Genomic DNA, 19,141 nt, shown 5'->3' with positions numbered 1-19,141 from the left:
GCGCTGCGTGCTGCCGTGGACGGATCGGTGATCACCGTACAACCGGGCAGCTACAGCGAGAATCTGGTCCTGACGAAGATCGTCACCATCGCGGCGCAGGACGGACCGGGCACGGTACGGGTAACCCCCCAGTCGGGGATCCCGGTGGTGCTCGCCGCCGAGTCGGCCGCTCTGTCCGGGCTGACGATCGTCGCGGCGGACAGTGACAGCCCTGCGCTGGCCCTCACCTCGGGCCAGTTGAGCGTCACCGAGTGCGAGCTGACGGCATCCGCCTGGGCGGCGGTCTTCGTCCGCGACCAGGGTTCGCTGACCATGCGGGGCAGCCGGGTCACCAACCAGGTCGGTGCCGGGGTGGTGGTGACGTCGGCGGCTGGCAGCATGCTCGACGACTGCCGGGTGGAGCAGCTCGGCACCTCAGGTGTGGTCGTCGCCGAGCACGGCGCACTGCGGGTCCGTGCCTGCACCGTGCGGGAAGCCAGGGGCAACGGCATCTGCCTCAACGGCCACGGCCGCATCTCGATCGAAGATTCCGAGATCAGCGGTACGACCAAGCCGGCGCTCGCCGCCGAGCAACAGTCCGAGGTCACCGTACGCCGGTTGACGGTGCGTAAGACCAAGGGCGTCGGTGTCTATCTCGCCACCACCGGAGCGTCGGTGCTGGAGGACTGCTTGGTGGACGGGAGCGCCGCCGACGGTGTCTTCACCGGTGAGCGGAGCGCGCCGACGCTGCGCCGGTGCCGGGTCAGCGGCACCCGGCGCAGCGGCTTCCGCTTCAGCGGTCGATCCGCCGGCCGGCTGGAGGGCTGCGCCGCCACCAGCGTCGCCGGTGTCGGCGTGAGCATCGGCGACCGGAGCACGCCGGAGCTGACCGGCATGGTGGTCAGCGACTGCACCGGCGTCGGGGTACGCCTGGACGGCGGTGCCGATCCCTTGCTGCACCGGTTGGAGGTACACGGCTGCGGCGGCCCGGCGATCGAGGTCGTCGACGGCGCACGCGGCCGTTTCGACAACGTCACGATCGATCGGTGCGGTGGCGTCGGCATGGCGATCGGCGGGGGAGCACAGACGTCGGTGGCGGGGCTGAGTCTGCGCGGCGGATCCGTCGGAGTCGAGATCGCCGATGCCGTCGCGTCGTTCACCGATTCCGAGATCGCCGGAGCGGGTGCCGAGGGGATGCGGATCGGCTCCGGGGCGAGCGTCTCCCTGACGGCCTGCCGGGTGCACGACGCGGACGGTGCCGGCCTGGACCTGGGGGTGGGCGCGTCCGCGACGGTCGTCGACTCGGAGTTCACCGCGAACGCCGGCGACGGCATCGTCGTGCGCACCCAGGGTGCGGTGCGGCTGACGGGTTGCCAGGTGCGCGACAACGAGGGCTCCGGTCTGCGGCAGCACGATCCGGATGCCCAGTTGACCGTTGACGGGCTGACCAGCAGCCGTAACCGGCTGCCGGACGCCTACGGTACGACCGCCGGGGCCTCGGCCGGACCGGCGGCGGCAACCGGGGAGGAACGGCAGCCGGTGGCGCGAGGATCCGACCCGCTGCGTGAGCTGCAGTCGCTGGTCGGGTTGAGCGGCGTCAAACAGGAAGTGACCTCTTTGATCAACTTGAACAAGATGTCCAAGCGTCGCCAGGAGGCCGGGCTGTCCGCCCCTCCGATGGCACGCCACCTGGTCTTCGCCGGTTCACCCGGCACCGGCAAGACCACCATCGCCCGGCTCTACGGCCGGATTCTGGCCGAGCTCGGCGTGCTGCGCAAAGGCCACCTGGTGGAGGTGGCCCGCGCCGACCTGGTCGCGCAGATCATCGGCGGTACGGCGATCAAGACCACTGAGGCGTTCAACTCGGCACTCGGTGGGGTGCTGTTCATCGACGAGGCGTACACCCTGAGCAACAGCCGAGGCGGCACCGGCCCGGACTTCGGCCGGGAAGCCATCGACACGCTGGTCAAGCTGATGGAGGACCACCGGGACGACGTGGTGGTGATCGCGGCCGGCTACTCGGCCGACATGGAGCGGTTCCTGCGGGCCAACCCCGGGCTGGAATCCAGATTCAGCCGCACCATCGAGTTCGCCAACTACAGCCCGGCGGAGCTGGTGACGATCGTCGAGAACCAGTGTGCCGGACACGACTACCAACTCGACCCGGCCGCGGCCTCGGCGTTGTTGGCGTACTTCGATCACATCCCCAAGGACGGGACGTTCGGCAACGGCCGGGAAGCCAGGAAGGTGTTCGAACGGATGGCCGACATGCAGGCGTCCCGGCTGGCCGCCGCCGACGAGGTCAGCAACGCTGATCTTGCCCTGCTCACCGTCGAGGATCTGCCGGTCGCGGTGAATGACGTACGTGAGGTCAGCTCGACGAAATAGTTCGTAGTGTTCAGCTTGAACTGCCCTCGTTCCCCGCTCGTTAACTGACTGAACAATCGTCTCGCTGAAGGTAGAGGCATGAACACCACAGATGACAACGCTCCGGATCGGCTGGACGGATGATCGGCGGAGCATGCGGCGACTCGGCGACGCAGAGTCTGCTCGGCGCATACGTACTCGGAAGCCTGGACCAGGCGGAGTCGATTCGTAGACACCTCACCGGCTGCCGGTCGTGTCGGGAGTCGGTGACCAGCTTGCGTTCGGTGGCCGTCGCCCTGAAGCTGCTGCGCCGCTCGGAGGTGGCAGGCGGCCCGAACGGACCAGCGCCGACCACCCGCGCCGGCTCTTTCGGACCCCTTCCGGTCGTGCCGACCCGCTGTCGATCCGACCTGCTGGCCGGTGCCCGTGACCGGCGCAGGCCTCGCCTTTCGCCACCGGGCCGGCGGACCGTCGGGGACAGCGGCACCTCCGAGGTGTCCGGTGCTCCCGAGGGAACCCCCGCGACTTGCCCGCCGGTACGCCAGCCCTGAGCCGCTGCCGGATCGACCGGGTTGCAATGCGGAGCGAGACGCGCCCGCGTCGACCCGAACGAGCCTTGGAGGCCGGATGTTCTCCCGAGCCCTGCCCGCGACCGCGCGACGTAACAGACCCTGGCGGTACCTTCTGGTAGCCGCGATCCTGGCCGGCACGACCGCTGCGGCGTCTTGGTCCGTCGCCGGCCCGTGGCGGACGGCAGCCGCCGACGTGACACCGATTTCGCAGGGGAAGCCGGCAACCGCGTCGAGTACCGAGGGCCGCCACTGGTCGCCGTCGGCTGCGGTCGACGGCGATCTCGACACTCGATGGTCCAGCGCCTTCAGCGACCCGCAATGGCTGGCGGTCGACCTCGGCGGTCTGGTGAACGTCGATCAGGCCGTGCTGCACTGGCAGAGCGCGCATGCCACGGCGTACGAGATCCAGGTTTCGGTGGACGGCTCGGCGTGGGCGCCGATCTACCGCACCACCGACGGTGCCGGCGGCGTCCAGCGGCTCGACATCACCGGGCAGGGCCGGTACGTGCGGATGCACGGCATCACCAGGGCCACCAGGTACGGGTATTCGCTGTGGGAGTTCCAAGTGTTCGGCCAGTTGGCGTCCGACGCCACCCCGGGCGCGTCGGCCAGCCCCACCCACGACCACTCGCCGTCGGCCGCCCCGGGCACGCCCGATCCGGACACGTCGCACCCCGGGACGCCGGCCCCTGGCTCCTCACCCGGCGACCACGGCCCCGGCCCAGGTGACTACGTCCTGGCCGATCCCCCGGTGACCGGAGTGGTCCCGTCGCGGGCGAACCCGCCCCGCAAGGCGCACCGCGAATTCCAGGCGAACTGTGCGGTCAGCCACCTCAAGTCGGACGACCCGATAGTCTTCCCCAACCGGCCGGGAGACTCGCACAACCACACCTTCATGGGCAACACCACCACCGACGCCGCGAGCACCACCCAGTCGCTGCTGGCCGGTGGAACCCTGTGCCGGGTCCCGGGAGACCGGTCCGGCTACTGGATGCCGACCCTGTTCAACGGGGACACCCCGGTGCCGCCGGTCGGTCACCAGGTCATCTACTACAAGAGCGGGGTGCGTGACTACACCAGCGTCCGCCCGTTCCCGGCCGGATTGCGGTTCCTGGTCGGCAGCCCGACGACCACCGCTGCCCAGTTCGTCGCCTCGCCCGCGTACCAGAAGGGCTGGGAGTGCGGCGACAGCTACGACAACGTCGACTTCCCGGCGACCTGCCCGGCGGGCACCCAGCTGAACATCAGAATGCAGGCGCCCAGCTGCTGGGACGGGCGCCATCTCGACACCCCGGACCACGTCAGTCACATCGTCTATCCGGTGGACGGTGTCTGCCCGGACGACCACCCGGTGGCGGTTCCGATGATCGAGTTCAAGATGGCCTTCCCGGTCAGCGGTGACATGTCGCAGGTCGAGCTCGCCAGCGGCCGCGGGTTCTCCTTCCACTACGACTTCTACAACGCATGGGAGATGCCGGTCCTGGAAGCCCTGGTCAGCCACTGCATCAACGCCGGACGTCAGTGTGACGCCCGCGGCTACTCCCAGTTCGACCCGGACGCCGGCGCCGCGCTCGACGAGATGTACCAGCTGCCCGGCAGCCGTACGGCGCTGAGCCGCGCCGGTTGGACCGCCAGTTCGTCGCGTTCCGGCGACTCGGACGGCCCGCAGAAGATGCTTGACGGCGACGCCCGAACGCGGTGGACCAGCGGAACCGCGATGACCCCCGGGATGGCTGTCACGGTCGACATGTCGGCGGTCCGGTCGGTCAGCCAGATCGCCCTACGCTCCGGCGGTGCCGACCATCCGCGTGCGTACGAGGTGTATCTGTCCACCGACGGTGTCAGCTGGGGCGGACCGGTGGCCAGCGGCAAGGGAACCAGTGAGCTGACCGTGGCTTCGTTCGACCGGCGCGCCGCCCGCTACATCAAAGTGGTGCAGACCGGATCCGGCAGCAACTGGTGGTCGATCGCCGAGATCGTCGCGTACGACTAGTCAACCCACTGATCCGGCCTGCCCTGACGAGATCGCACTCGCCATCGTGAACCTCGGGGCAGGCCGGATCGTCTTGATGGTGGAGCCTGCGGACGGACAACTGACCTGCGGCTGCGGCGGTGACCGCCGCGCCGGACGATCGATTGCGCCGAACCAGGCAGGACGTGGACCGCTCAACACCCGGCGACCCAACCAGGGATGGCGACATGCAAACGAACCGACCCTCGTCCTCGGGCTCGACGGCGCTACGCTGGCTTTCCGACACGGTCGCCATGGTCGGCGCAGCCGACGACGAGGTGACCGCGGAGCTGGCCCGATCGATACCCACAGTGCCCGGGGTCGTGACAGTGGTGGGGCAGCTCAACGGACCGGCGGACTGGCGGGCGGTCGTCGAGGCCCTCCCGATCGCGGTTCCGCCCGGCGTCTCGGCGTTGCTGGCGGTGGCCAGGGCCGGCGCGTCGGACGACACCGGCTGGTCTCCGGCAGCAGGTATCGCCGAGCAGCTCGGGTCCGAGGTGCTGGCACCCGCCGGCCGGTTGCTACTCGTTCCCGGCGCCGCGCTGTTCGCCGTTGACGGCTTCCGCCGGTTCCGGCGAACGGCCGTACCGGTGATGGCGGGCCGGCGGCATCCGACGCCGGCCTGGGAGGCCGCGATCGACGCCCTGACCGCCGACGGCGACCCCGGACTGATCCGAACGGCGATTCCAGCCGGTGTATGGATCTATCCGAAGAGTCCGGACCTGGCCGCGCCCGGGCCGGACGATCTCGCCTACGCCATCCCGCTCGACGTGAACCGCCCGGTCCTGTTGGTCGGGCGACCCGGCTCCCCGACACCGGACGTGGGCGCGGTGGTGGCCGCAGTCGACGCGCTGCCGGCCCAGCTACGCAGCCGCCTGATCGTCGTGCCGTACGGCTCCGGCGGGGCGATGTGTCGGGAGCTGACCCAGGCGCTGTGCGGCCGGTGGCGCAGCGCCGTCACGATGGCCACCGGCCTACCGACATTGGACGTCGACGACCGGCCGGCGTCGATCGCAGTCGAGGCCGATCCATCGAACTGCTGGCCACAGCCGGTCCGCCAACTCGTCTTTGCGCCGTCCGGTCCACCGCGGCCGGCAGGACCGGTCGAAGCGCTGGCCAATCTGGCCCCGGCGAGTTCGGTCCCGGCGGAGCCCGCTACCTACCGGTTGAACGAGCGGTGGGTGGTCGAGGCCGTGCAGTGCGGGCTGTGGGTTCGCCCGCCGTTCGCCGGGCGACACGGCCCGGCGGTGCGGGGCCGCCCATGGCAGCCCGGCCGGCTGGAACTCGTGGTCGGAGTGCCCGGTGTATCGCCAGGCGACGACGTGCGGCCGGTGCTGCACGAGCTGTTGTCCCGGCTGCCCGCCACGGTCCGTCGGCGGGTCGTCGTTTCCCCACCGGAGGTGGCGGCGGACCTGGGACTCGGTCCAGAGCCGCGACAGGACGCGCCCGACATCGCGCTCGTCGACGACGGAACCGAAACGCCAGACTGGTGGCGTGCCGACCCGAGGCTCTTCACGGTGCTGATCGGTGCCGCAGATGGTGATCGGACGGTGACCCAATCGGGCGAGGTGGGGGCGGGTGAGCTGGGCGAGATCGCCGCCGCGCACGGTGAGTGGGCCGGACGGCCGATCTTGTTGATCTCGGCAGACCCGGTGCCGCGTGAGTTCTGCCAGCGGTTGGCTGACCAGGTCCAAGCGGCCGTCATCAGCGGCGAGCCCGCCGACGACGGCTGGACGGCGGTCCTGCCTCGGCAGATCGGCCGGGACGAGTCGAGCCCGGTCCGCATTCGCGGTCGGTTCCCGTTCTCGGACGCTGACCTGAAGGCGCTGGTCGACACCTCGGTGGCGGCTCCCGCCGCCCTGAGCCGGTCGGCACATGAGGGCACCTGGGCGACGTTGGACCTGCGTACCGACCGGGCCAAGGCCAGCGCCGCCGAGCCTCGGTACGACAACGAACCGACCGCAGCCACCACGTCGACGCCCGGTCCGCTGATCGTAGTCGGCCGTGGTCCCGACGTCCGGCGCCCGTTTCGGCTGTTTGACATACCGGCAGGTGTCTGGTTCGTGGCCACGGCGGTCGCGACCCAACGGCCCGAGTGGACCCATGGCGACTGTCTGGTCAGGCTGGACATCGAGGAGATTGACCAGGTCAATCTCCAGCTTCTCGCGAACTACCTCGGTGCCGAGGTGACGGTGCCCATTGATCGACTCCCTGAGTATCCGGGCGGGGACGAGACGCAGTGGTACCACGTTCGTCCCCGTCGACCGACGGGGACCGGGGTCGATCACGGCAGCGCGATCGCCGATCTCAAGCGAACCGGGCAGCTGGACGCGGCGGCTGGCATCCGGCGTGCCATCGCGCTGCGAGGTCTACCGGGCCGGGCCGCACCAGTGGAGCCTCCGGTTCCGGCGGATCCGTCCAGCCGGCCAGGCGCGGTTGACCAGGTCGACCCGTTCGAACAGCGGGACCGCGTACCGCTGATGACTGTTCTCGCCGAGCCGCCTGACGATCTCGTCCCCCTCGACACCGACGATGATGCAGTGGCGCCGGACAGCTCGACCGACGCAGCGGATGCCGAGGTGGCGGATTCGGACGTGGTGGATGCCGATGTAGCCGGGGATCCGGTGACGGTCGGTGCATGCGATGCCGATGCCGCCGAGTCTCCGCGTCCGACCCTCAGGCTTGTTCACGACGATGTGAACAGCCTGTCTGAGGATGAACCACTACCGGCGGAACAGGTGATGCCGGCCCGGCTCTGGCGGCTACCTGACCCACCGGCACCCGATCTCCGGCCGGCACCGGCCCTCGGACCGGCTGCACTCGGGCCGGCACCGGCCGCCCTCGCGCCGACCGATGAGTCGCAGACCGAGGTCCGAGGGATCGACGGGCCGCCGCGTCCGTGGGTCGCCGACCGGCCGACGCCGTTGTCCGGTCCGGCAACGTCCGGTCCCGCTGTGCCGGCGTTGTCCGATGCGGCGGTGCCGGCGTTGTCCGGTCCGACGGTGCCGATCCGGGTGCCCGTACCAGGAGAGAAGCCAGACGCGTCGCCGTCCCGGCGGAACCTGCAAGTGGCCCTCGTGGCGGCTGCGGTCGTCGCGATCGTGGCCGTGGGCAGTGGGGCTGCGGCGCAGATCTTCAATCCCGGTGGCGCGGTGGCCGAGCAGCAACCGTCGAACTCACCGACCACCCCTGCGCCGGTGCGGGTGGCGGATCCGATCACCCCCGGCGGCGCCCCCAGCGCTTCGGCGACCCCGTCGGGTGGCGGGGCCGGGCCAACCTCGGTAGCTACCCCGTCGACGGTTGCCCTTGGCCGGACCGAGTCCGCCCCTGAGCCGGTGCCCGCAGGTCCGCCGGCGACTACCCCGGTGCCGACGGCCGCGCGGACCACGGCCCCGGCCCCGGCGCAAACGCCGGCCGGTGGACGGACGAACTCCGCTGGCCGCAACCTCGCGCTCGGTGCCACCGTTACCGCGTCCAGCTCGGAGGGCGAACACTGGGCGCCGGCCTTCGCCGTCGACGGCGACGCAAGCACCCGGTGGGGCAGCGCATGGAAGGATCCGCAGTGGATCCGCGTGGACCTCGGCGAGAACTGGGTCGTTAGTGAAGTGCGGCTCGCTTGGGAGTCTGCCTACGCGACTGAGTACCGGGTCGAGGTCTCGCGCGACGGCACAAACTGGACGACGGTGTTCCGCACCAGCAGGGGCAGCGGCGGCACCCTGGTCGTTGACGTGCCATCCGCGGTCGCCCGCTATGTACGCATGTACGGAACGTCACGGTCGGGCTCGTACGGCTACTCGTTGTATGAGTTCGAGGTGCGTTGACAAGGCCCTCCATGCGGCACATGGCCATCCCGTAGCAACATCTTGGACACGGAGGGTCAACTTGATATCGGTGTGAAACATGGACGTCATCTTGAGGGTCGGAAACGGTCAATCTGCCAGTCTCGTCTCGACGCGGTCGATATCAGTCGGATAGCTTGTCAACGAGTACGGACGGGTGCCGACCACGTGGCGAGGCAGGACGGATCTCCGGAGTGACCGAGGTGGCGGATGCCGGTGCCGCGCAACCAGGGCGGCCGTTGACGGACGACGACGCGTTGCGAGAGCTCTACGAGACCCAGGCTCCAGCGCTGTTGGGCTATGTCGTGCGGCTCACCAACGGGGATCGGCACCGCGCGGAGGACATCCTCCAGGAGACGTTGCTGCGCGCATGGCGGCACCCGCAGGCCCGGTCCGACGACGGCCGGTGGCGCCGGCAGTGGTTGTTCACCGTGGCCAGGAACCTCACCATCGACTACCTGCGGACTGCCCGACAGACGCAGCCGGTGGACGAACACGCGGATACAGACAACCCCGTCGACCGAATGCTCGACGCGGCCGAGGTGCGGGCCGCGATCGCGGCGCTGCCCGACCGGCTGCGTGGCGTACTGGTCGAAGTCTATCTTCGGGACCGATCAGGTGCGGAGGCGGCCGAATCGCTGGGCATCCCCGTCGGCACCGTCAAATCCCGGCTCTTCCACGCACTGCGGGCCCTTCGCGAGGAGTTGGACGCCCGAGGTTTTCACCTCGGGTGACGTCACGGTCGCGCGTTCTCAGGCAGCCTCGAGTAGTTCGGTCAAGTCGTGAACCACCGGGCCCGTATGACCGTCGTGTTGGTGTAGGACCTTGCCGTACGACCTGCGGTCGAGCCTGCTCTCAGGCCAGCGCAGAGATGCGTCTGGCTGTCCGGGTCGACTAGCCTTGGTGCTGGGCGGTCGAGCGGCGGAGGGGCAGTCGAGCGGCGAGGTGTCGGTACCATGCCGTGAGCCGATACAGGTTCATGCCGGACGGGACGGATGCGAGATGAACGACGCAGCCTGCCATGACCGGGACGTGCATGCACTGCTCGGCTTCTACGTGATCGGCAAGCTCGACGACGACGAACGGCGGGCGGTGGACCGGCATCTGTCCGACTGCTCGGTCTGTCGAGCAGCGAGAGATGAGATCGGGCCGGTCGTGCCGGCGCTTCGGCTACTCGGCAGGTCCGACGTGCGTGACCTTGTCGCGGAGTTCGGCGTGCCGACGATGGGTGAGGTGCGGACAGCCCCTGCACCTGACGTGCCTGCCCCGCCGCCAGTTGCGGGCAGCCCGGCGGTAGTGGACCGGCCAGTGGTAGCGGACGGGCCGGATGCGGGTCGCCCGCCCCGGCGGTCGGAGCGCGGTGGTGCACCACCGGGTCGGCCGGCAGCGACGAAACGGCGCTGGCGACGTTGGCAACTGTCCGTCGGCGGGCTGGTCGTCGTGGTGCTGGCCGGTGCCGTCGCTACGATCGTGGCGCAGTGGCCGGAGCAGGCCGCGCCGCAGCCGGCGGGCATTACGGCCAGTGGGGACAGCAGTGCCGGCGTGACGATCGAAATCGAGATCGATGCCCAGATCATCCGGGTTACCTTGGATGGTCTGCGCTCCGGCCTGCCGTACGAGTTGTATGCGGTGACCGGTGACGGCGGGACCTTCCGGGTGGCTGAGCTGACGGGGGCTTCCGGTGCACAGGAAGTCGAGGGTGAGCTTCCGGTGCCGGCCGATACGGTCGCATTTTTCAGCGTACGGCAGGCAGACGGTGCTGTCGTGGTGACTGCGGAGGTCGGCGGGGCCGCGCCCACAGACCCACCCCGCTGACCTTCATCCGCAATCTTCCTGCCCACGATCTGCCAACCCGCCGTCGGCTGCCTCCATCGTGGGTGGCCAGCGCGTGCGTGGAGTCCTCCGCCAGCGCCGGACGACCCTTCGGCAAGAGGTCGATAGATATCGATGTATAGTTCAACGTTGTACAGCTGCGGGTCGCTGGTGACCTGCCGAGGCAACGCCGCCTCCACCACCGGAACCGACGATGTCTGGGAGAGCAGGACATGAACGAACACCAGGAGGGCTGGCTGCGGACGCGATGGCGGCGGACAGCCCGAACCGCTGTCGCGGCGACGGCCTCTGTCGGGATCACCGTGTTGGCCATCGGGTTCACGGCGGGCGCAGCCACGGCAGGCGTCGGCTCCGCCGGCCGGGACGCGCGGGAGGTGGCGATCGCCGCCGCGCCGGTGGCCCAGGTCGCCGCCGGCAATCTGCACACCTGTGTGACCCAGACCGATGGAACGCTGTGGTGCTGGGGCAACAACTTCTACGGCCAGCTCGGCGACGGGACCACCACGAACCGGACCGGTCCGGTCCAGATCGGCACCGCCACCACGTGGGCGGGCATCGACGCGGGCAGCGGCAACACCTGCGGGGTGCGCACGGATGGAACGCTGTGGTGCTGGGGCAACAACGCCAGCGGGCAGATCGGCGACGGCACGACCACCAAACGGACCAGTCCTGTGCCGGTCGGCACCGCCACCACCTGGGCGAGCGTCAGCATCGGCAGCAATCACGCCTGCGCCGTACGGACCGACGGGACCCTCTGGTGCTGGGGCCTGAACCGGCACGCGCAGCTCGGCGTCGGCTTGTCTCCCTACAAGGCGACGACCCCGCTGCAGGTGGGTACGGCGACCACCTGGGCGAGCGTCACGGCCGGCTACGCCCACACCTGCGCCGTACGGACCGACGGGACCCTGTGGTGCTGGGGCAGCAGCTCGGACGGCCAGCTCGGTCTTGGCATCCTGAGCTACCGGGCGACACCGACGCAGGTGGGCGCCGCGACTACGTGGGCCGGTGTGACGGCCGGCTACGTGCACACCTGCGCGGTCCGTGTCGACGGGACGCTGTGGTGCTGGGGTGAGGACGGGTACGGCCAGGTCGGCGGGGGTGTCGGCTCCCAGACCACCCCGCTGCGGATCGGTACCGCCAGCAACTGGGCAAGCGTGGACGCGAGCCTCGACTCGTCGTGCGCGACCCGTACCGATGGCAGCCTGTGGTGCTGGGGCAAGAATTCGTCCGGGCAGCTCGGCGATGGCACCACCACTCACCGGTCGACCCCGGCGCAGGTCGGCACCGCGACCACCTGGACGGACGGCTTCTCCGTCACCTACCACTCCTGCGCGGCACGCACCGATGGCAGCCTGTGGTGCTGGGGCGACAACACGTTCGGGCAGCTCGGCGATGGCACCACTACCCACCGGTCGATCCCGGCACAGGTGGCAATGCCGGGCTGAACACCGTCGGGTCCGCGCCGCGCCGTAGTCAGGAACCTTTCGTACGGGCCGCGCCGCTCAGCCTGAGCGGCGCGGCCCGTACGGACGTTCCGGCCTTGCCCCGATTATCTTAGTTATTAAGATGTTTGGATGATTGTATCGACGGACTTCTCGGTGGCGATCGCCGGCGCCGGCCTCGCCGGCCTCTGCCTCGCTCAATACCTCACCCGAGCCGGCATCGACGTGCACGTCTACGAGCAGGACCCGGGCCCCTTCGTCCGGCGGCAGGGCTACCGGATCATCCTCGACCGGTACGGTCTTGAGGCGCTGCGCGAGAGCCTGCCCCGCCACCTGTACCGCCTGGCGCTGGCCACCGGCGACGAGCCCGGTGGCCAGCTGCGCTTCACTGACAGCCGGCTACGGGACGCGTTCACCATCACCTTCAAGGACGAGCCGCACGCGACCCGCCAGGTCGACCGGCTGACCCTACGGTCGATCCTGCAGTCCGGGCTGGACGGGCGCATCCACTACAGCAAGGCCGCCGTCGCGGTGGACAACGGCGACCCGGCAAGGCCACAGCTGCGGTTCGCCGACAGTGGGACCGCCGCGGCCACCGTCGTCGTGGGCGCCGACGGCGTCGGCTCGGCGCTGCGCAAACAGCTCATCCCGTACGCGGACCCGGCGACCACCCCGATGGTGGGCATCTACGGCCGGTCGCCGCTGTGGCAGGGCGGCGAGAGCGTCATCCCGGACGCGCTGCGTACCAGCGGGGTCCTGGCCATCGCCAACCGACCCGGCCGCGCCTTCTTCTTCACCTCCATGCGGTTCGGCGAACGCCCACCCGAGGCATTCGCCCGCCTGGCCCCGGGCAGCTACGCACCCACCGGCGACGACTACGTCATGTGGGGACTGCTGCTGCGGCAGGAGGAGGTGCCCGCCGTCGTCCGCGGCGACCTGCGGGCGCTGCGGGACCTGGCCGCCCGGACGAGTACCGACTTCCACCCGCTCGTCCGGCGGCTGGTCGACACCGCCGAACTGGACGCCACGGTGCTCAACGTCTTCGCCACCGGCCGGCGTCCGCGCCGGTGGGCGGTGCCCCGGGCGACGATGATGGGCGACGCCGTACACGTCATGCCACCGTTCGGCGCCCAGGGCGGCAACACCGCGCTGCGCGACGCCGCGCTGCTCGGCCGCAGGCTGGTCGAGGCCCGGACGAACGGCACCCCGGTGGAGGACGCGATCGCCGCCTACCAGGACGAGATGGTGCCCTACGCCTTCCGCGCCGTCGACACCGCCGCCCGGCTGATGCGCCGCCTCACCGGGGACGCGGCCGCACCGCACTGGGTGCTGACCCGCGTGCTACCTCGGCTGCACCGGGTCACCGTGCCGGAGGCATGATTGCCGGCATGGCCCACGAGCCGGCCCGGGCGGCCGCGACCGCCGACCTGATGCGCGCCGGGCGGGAGACGTCGCGGCTGTCCACGGTGTTCCGGTACGCCATCGCCGAGCAGCTGGGCCTCACCGTGAGCGACCTGGAATGCCTGGACTACCTGGCGGACACCGGACCCGTCACCGCCGGGCAGATCGCCGACCGCACCAACCTCACCACCGGGGCGGTGACCAGCATGCTCCGCCGACTCCAACAGGCGGGTTTCGTGAGCGCCGAGCGCGATCCGGCGGACCGGAGACGGGTCATCGTGGCCCTGCGGCCGGAGCGGATGGCCGACCTGGAGCGACCGTACGAGCGGTTCGCCCAGCAGACGCGGCGGCTCATCGAGGGCTACAGCGTCGAAGAGATCCGGCTGCTGGTCCGGCACTACGACCGGATACAGGCGATGTACCACGCCGAGCTGGACCGCCTCCGCAGCGGCGACACCGCGTAGCGTCCGCCTGAGACGTCGTCGCGCAGCGGTTCTTCGGGAAAATATATTGATGATCTTGACTATTTGTCTCTGACTATTTAGTCTCTTGGTGTCTCGTGTTTCACGGCTGTGGCGGGCTCGCCGGCCACGTCGAACGACGGATCGGAGTGATCATGTCCAAACGGAGATCCGTTGCCGGATCTGTCGCGACGGTGGCGGTCATCGCCCTCGCGTTGAGTGCAGTGATGGTCGGCGGCGGCCTCGGCGCCACCGCCTCGGCCACCGATGTCGGCGCGTTCGCCGCGAGTGCTGGTTGCGGTAAGAACCCGACGCTGACCAGCGGCACGCGGAACATTCAGAGCGGCGGCCAGACGCGGACCTTCACCCTGCGGCTACCCGACGGGTACGACAGGAACCGCCAGTACCGGCTGATCTTTGGCTTCCACTGGCTCAACGGCTCTGCCGGAGACGTCGTCAACGGCAACTACTACGGACTGCTGCCGCTTTCGAACAACAGCGCCATCTTCGTTGCCCCCCACGGCCTCAACGCCGGCTGGGCCAACTCTGGCGGCCAGGACGTGACCTTCACCGACGACATGATCCAGTTGATCGAGAATGATCTCTGCGTCGACACCTCGCAGCGCTTCTCGTTGGGCTTCAGCTACGGCGGGGGCATGAGCTACGCGCTCGCGTGCGCCCGGGCGAACGTCTTCCGTGCCGTGGCGGTCTACGCCGGTGGCGTCATCAGCGGATGCAGCGGCGGTAACGACCCGATCGGCTACCTGCACGCCCATGGCATCAGTGACAACGTCCTGAGTATCGCCGGCGGGCGTTCCATGCGGGACAGGTTCGTCAGGAACAACGGTTGCACCCCCCAGAACGCTCCGGAACCGTCACCGGGCAGCGGAAGGTACATCACCACCACCTACACCGGCTGTTCGGCGGACCACCCGGTCGTCTGGCACGCGTTCGACGGCGGACACACCCCCACCCCGGGGTCCTGGCTTCCGCAGGCGACGTGGCAGTTCTTCACCCAGTTCCAGGGCGCCACTCCCGGCCCGACGACCCCTGGTCCGACCACCCCCGGCCCGACCACCCCCGGCCCGACCACTCCCGGCCCGACCACCCCTGGTCCGACCACTGCTCCGCCGGGCAACGGAGCCTGCCGGGTCACCGCGACCGTCAACGCGTGGAACACCGGCCTCACCGAGGAAATCATCTTCACCAATACCGGTACGGCCACGATCAACGGCTGGTCGCTGACCTTCACACTGCCCAGCGGGCAGAGCATCACCAACGGGTGGAACGCTACCTACTCGCCCAGCTCCGGACAGGTGACGGCCAGGAACGTCTCCTACAACGGCACTGTCGGACCCAACGCGTCAGTCAGTATCGGCTTCCAGGGCATCCACACCGGCAACACCGCCGAGCCGACATCCTTCAGCCTCAACGGTGCCCCCTGCACCGTGACGTAGCCGCGCGGGTGCGGCAATCGCGCCCATCCGGCTCAGTGGCACAACAGACAAGCGGTGGGTCGGATCCCGACAGGGATCCGACCCACCGCTTGTCTGCCGGCATTCTCGGCAGGTCGACGGTCGACGGTCGACCGCCGGCAGTCAGGCCTTGTTGATCTTGTGCTGCCGAACTACTCGAACCCTAACCTGCATCCGTAGCTACGCCCATCGATTCACGCAGTTTTCACCTGTGGGTCAGTTTGATCGCCCGTGTTCCACATTGCGCGCATCTAACCTCCGACGGGTCCACAACGATCGGATGGCGCATCCACCCTGGTTACCCGGGCGGGTCTGTTCGAGGCAAGGCTGAGAAGGTTGGTGGCCAAAATGGGCATGTCGACCAGGATTCGCGACCGGGCGTTCATGGGGGTGGCCCTGGGCCTGGTCGCGATGGTGACCCTGACCGCCTCCTTGGCGCCCAGCCCGGCCGATGCGAGGGAACCACTACCCGGCACCCCGATCTCCGACACGGATGTCCAGCTGCTGACCGAGGCAGCCGACTCATGCCCCACCTTGACCCCGGCGCGGCTGGCCGGTCAGGTGATGGCCGCGTCCCGGTTCTCGGCGACCCCGGTCGAGGCAGTGCAGGCCGTTGGCGGGCAGGGCACCGCCGGGCTGGTGCCGACCGTGTGGCAGAAGTGGGCGCCCTGGGACGGGGCGCGGCCGGGCGATCGGCCGGCCAGCATCACCGCGCTCGCCCACCACATGTGCCAATTGGTCGGCCAGCTCCGGGTGCTCGATCTCGACGGCGACCGGTGGCAGTTGGCCTTGGCGGCGCATCGGGTCGGCGTCGAGCCGGTCGTCGAGGCCGGCGACGTGCCGGCCGGTGCCCTGGAGTACGTCGACACCGTGCAGCGGTACGCCATCTGGTATGCGTCGCAGCCGGCCTTCGGTGGCAGCGGAGAGGCCGCGCCCGCCGCCACCGAGCCGGCGGTTGCGCAGCGGATCACCCGGGCCGCGCCGTTGCCGGTGCCCGACGCGTACCTCGAGCCGATCCTGGCCGCGGGCGCAGTCTGCCCGCAGATGCCGCCGGCTCGGGTCGCCGCACAGCTCATGGCCACCTCCGAGTTCGACCCGCAGCGGCTCGGCCCGACCGGCGAGCAGGGCATCGCCCAGTTCCTACCCGAGGTGTGGGTGGCCTACGTACGGCCGTCGGCGGAGGCCTCACCCTGGACCCCGGCCTCGGCGGTGCCGGCCCTCGGCGAGACCATGTGCGCGCTGCTGGAGGCCGTGCCCGGCACTGGCCCGGACGACTATCCGCTCGCGCTGGCGGCGTTCCTGCGCGGCGACCCGACGATCCGGTCGCTGGCCGACGTGCCGGGCGGTGAACGGATCGTCGCCCTGACCGAGCAGGTGGGCCACTTCGAGACCGAGTACGGCAAGGATCCTCGGCTGGCCCCGCCGGCCGATCCGTCGCCGTCGGTCGCTCCGTCGCCGAGCCCGACCACCGGGCCCGAGCGATCACCGCAGGCGAGCACCGCCCCGACGACCGCACCACCCACGCGACCGTCGCCGAAGGCGACGAAGCCGAGCACCCCGGCGCAGACCGAGTCGGACCAGCCGCCGGTCAAGGCCGCGGACGCCGATGGCACCAACCGTTCGTACGGGCCGTACTTCATCTACAACCTGGGCACCAAGATGTGCGTGGACATTCCGGGGGCCGGCGCCGGGCCGCGCGACGGGCCGGTCAACCAGCACAACTGCTACCCGAACACCCCGGACAACCAGGAGTACGCCTTCGTCCCGCGCCGAGTCGACAGCTCAGGGAACCAGCTGTACTGGATTCGCAGCGTCACCTCCCAGTACTGCCTGGACCTGCCTGGTAAGAGTTCGGTTTCGCCGACGACGCCGCTGAACGAGACCGGCTGTTTCGACGACGAGAACCAGTACTGGCGGCTGCAGCCCACGGTGAAGTCCGGCGACGTTCAGTACTACTGGATCGTCAACACCGCCTCGAACCTCTGCCTGGACGTTCCCGGCTATTCGACTGGTGGCCTGGCCGTTCGCCTCGAAGTGTTCGGCTGCCGGTCCAACGACGATCACGACTGGGCACTGATCCGAAAGGCCAACTGGTGACCGGGCCCCGGGCCAGGGCGGCCCTGGCCGGTCTGGTGACGCTCATCGCGGTGACGGCGGCGACCACGGACATGGTCACCGAGCGCCGGCCCGCGCAGGCCGCGCAGGCCGATCCGCAGGAGCAACCGTACGTCCTCTACTACACGGTGATGGCGTCGTACCAGGGTAAGCCGGAGACCCTCTGGTCAGTCGCCGAGCGGTTCCTCGGCGACGCCGAGCGAGCCGGCGAGATTCTGCAACTCAACACCGGGCGGCAGCAGCCGGACGGCGGCCGGTTGACCGATCCTGGGCAGCTGAACGAGGGCTGGCACCTCGTGCTGCCCTGGGACGGGATCGGCACCGGTCTGCGGCACGGCCCGCTACCCACCACGACGGCGGCGGCCGCGACACCCGGCGCGACCTCATCGCCCAAGCCAACCGATCCGGTCGTCGGCGAGGCGGATCCCACCAACGGCGAGGCGGATTCCGCCAACGGCGCGGGCAGCGAACCGGTGCGCGGCGGTGTGCCCCTCGCCGGTCAGCCGGCCGGTTCCGGCTCTGCGGCTTCCGACCGCTCCGCCTGCCGGCCGACTGCCGTCGCAACCCCGCCAGCCGATTCGAACTGGGGACAGCGCCTGGTGGCGCCGCAGCGGGCGTGGCGGACCACCACCGGTGCCGGCGTCCGGGTGGCCGTCGTCGACTCGGGTGTCGCGGGGGGTCGGCCGGAACTCGATGACCGGCTCGGCCGAGGCGCCGACATCGTCGCCGGCAACGGACTGGGCGACACCGACTGCGTCGGCTCGGGCACCGCGCTGGCAGGCATCGTCGCCGCGGACGACGGAAAAGACGGCGAACTGGTCGGGGTGGCGCCGAAAGCCGTGATCATCCCGGTGCGACTGGTGGACCAGGGCCTTTCGGCGAGCCCGCCAGCGGCCGTGACCGCCATCGAGGTCGCGGTGGCCACCGGCGCGAAGGTGATTCTGCTCGGTGCCTCCGTCGACGTCACCGACCAGACGATTCGTTCGGCGGTCGACGAGGCGGTCGGCTGGGGCGTACTCGTGGTGGTGCCGGCCCCGTCCGCCGGACCGACGATCGCCCCGGGGGACGGCCTGCTCCGCGTCGGTGGCCTCGGCCCCGACCAGCGACCGGTCAGCGACTACCCGACCGGCTCGGTGGACCTGCTCGCGCCGGCGACCGGGATCCGCAGCATCGGCGCCGCCGGCACCGGGGCCTACGTCGGCTCCGGGACGGAGTACGCCGCCGCGTTCGTCGCGGGCGCGGCGGCCCTGGTGCGGTCGGCCATGCCCGGACTGTCCCCGGGACAGATCGGCCAGCAACTCGCCGCGACCGCCGCCGACCGGGCGGCCGACGGCCCGGGCAGCGTCGGGCGGCTCGATCCGTATGCGGCGGTCACCAGCCGGCTGGTCGACGGCGGGCCAACCGCGACGGCCGTCGAGCCGGCGCAGCGACCCCAGCCGGTCTCCTGGCCGGTGGTGCTGGCGGTGTTGACCACGCTCGGGGCGCTGTTCGCCGGCGGACGCATCTGGAGCGGGTACCGGGCGAGGAGCAGGCGCCGCCGGTTGGCGGTGGAGCAGGCCGACGATCCGTTCGGCAGCCGCGCCGAGGACGCGGACCAACTCGTGCACAGCGGAAAGCCGTGAGCACCGGAACCGACCGTGCCCGGC

General features: G+C 70.2%; 12 protein-coding genes. All 12 read left to right on the top strand.

Annotated elements, in window-relative coordinates; translation table 11 throughout:
- Positions 1-27 precede the first annotated feature (27 nt).
- The 12 genes from EDC02_RS25570 (at position 28) to EDC02_RS25515 (ending at position 19,117) form a co-directional block, all read left to right on the top strand.
- Entirely contained in the window at positions 28-2,367 is a 2,340-nt protein-coding gene (locus EDC02_RS25570; RefSeq protein WP_199757765.1) for a right-handed parallel beta-helix repeat-containing protein, read from the top strand.
- Between the two features lie 119 nt (positions 2,368-2,486).
- A complete protein-coding gene (locus EDC02_RS42880) occupies positions 2,487-2,897 on the top strand; it encodes a zf-HC2 domain-containing protein (RefSeq protein ID WP_123604138.1) in 411 nt (136 codons plus the stop codon).
- Between the two features lie 76 nt (positions 2,898-2,973).
- Positions 2,974-4,911, top strand: a complete 1,938-nt coding sequence (locus tag EDC02_RS25560) for a DUF1996 domain-containing protein (RefSeq protein ID WP_123604137.1) — start codon at positions 2,974-2,976, stop codon at positions 4,909-4,911.
- A gap of 206 nt (positions 4,912-5,117) precedes the next feature.
- Positions 5,118-8,750, top strand: a complete 3,633-nt coding sequence (locus tag EDC02_RS25555; RefSeq protein WP_148083619.1) for a discoidin domain-containing protein — start codon at positions 5,118-5,120, stop codon at positions 8,748-8,750.
- Positions 8,751-8,962: 212 nt separating this feature from the next.
- Positions 8,963-9,502, top strand: coding sequence for a sigma-70 family RNA polymerase sigma factor (locus EDC02_RS25550; RefSeq protein WP_233606285.1), 540 nt, complete (start codon positions 8,963-8,965; stop codon positions 9,500-9,502).
- Between the two features lie 268 nt (positions 9,503-9,770).
- Positions 9,771-10,583: a zf-HC2 domain-containing protein gene (locus EDC02_RS25545; RefSeq protein WP_123604135.1), complete on the top strand. Its 813-nt coding sequence runs from the start codon at positions 9,771-9,773 to the stop codon at positions 10,581-10,583.
- A gap of 230 nt (positions 10,584-10,813) precedes the next feature.
- Positions 10,814-12,046 carry a hypothetical protein gene (locus EDC02_RS25540; RefSeq protein WP_123604134.1) on the top strand — a complete coding sequence of 411 codons (1,233 nt, stop codon included), beginning with the start codon at positions 10,814-10,816 and terminating at the stop codon, positions 12,044-12,046.
- A 129-nt stretch (positions 12,047-12,175) separates the two neighbouring features.
- Complete coding sequence (locus EDC02_RS25535) at positions 12,176-13,423, top strand: NAD(P)/FAD-dependent oxidoreductase (RefSeq protein ID WP_123604133.1); 1,248 nt, start codon at positions 12,176-12,178, stop codon at positions 13,421-13,423.
- 8 nt (positions 13,424-13,431) lie between these two features.
- Positions 13,432-13,908, top strand: coding sequence for a MarR family transcriptional regulator (locus EDC02_RS25530; RefSeq protein WP_233606284.1), 477 nt, complete (start codon positions 13,432-13,434; stop codon positions 13,906-13,908).
- Between the two features lie 152 nt (positions 13,909-14,060).
- A complete protein-coding gene (locus tag EDC02_RS25525; protein WP_123605139.1) occupies positions 14,061-15,362 on the top strand; it encodes a cellulose binding domain-containing protein in 1,302 nt (433 codons plus the stop codon).
- Between the two features lie 372 nt (positions 15,363-15,734).
- A complete protein-coding gene (locus tag EDC02_RS25520) occupies positions 15,735-17,477 on the top strand; it encodes an RICIN domain-containing protein (protein WP_148083618.1) in 1,743 nt (580 codons plus the stop codon).
- On the top strand, positions 17,474-19,117 hold the full coding sequence (locus EDC02_RS25515; protein ID WP_123604130.1) for a S8 family serine peptidase: 1,644 nt from the start codon (positions 17,474-17,476) through the stop codon (positions 19,115-19,117). Before EDC02_RS25520 ends, EDC02_RS25515 begins: the two co-directional genes overlap by 4 nt.
- The last annotated feature ends 24 nt before the right edge of the window (positions 19,118-19,141 follow it).

The organism is Micromonospora sp. Llam0 (genome assembly GCF_003751085.1).
Lineage (GTDB): Bacteria > Actinomycetota > Actinomycetes > Mycobacteriales > Micromonosporaceae > Micromonospora_E.
This window is presented reverse-complemented; position numbering and strand designations above follow the sequence as displayed.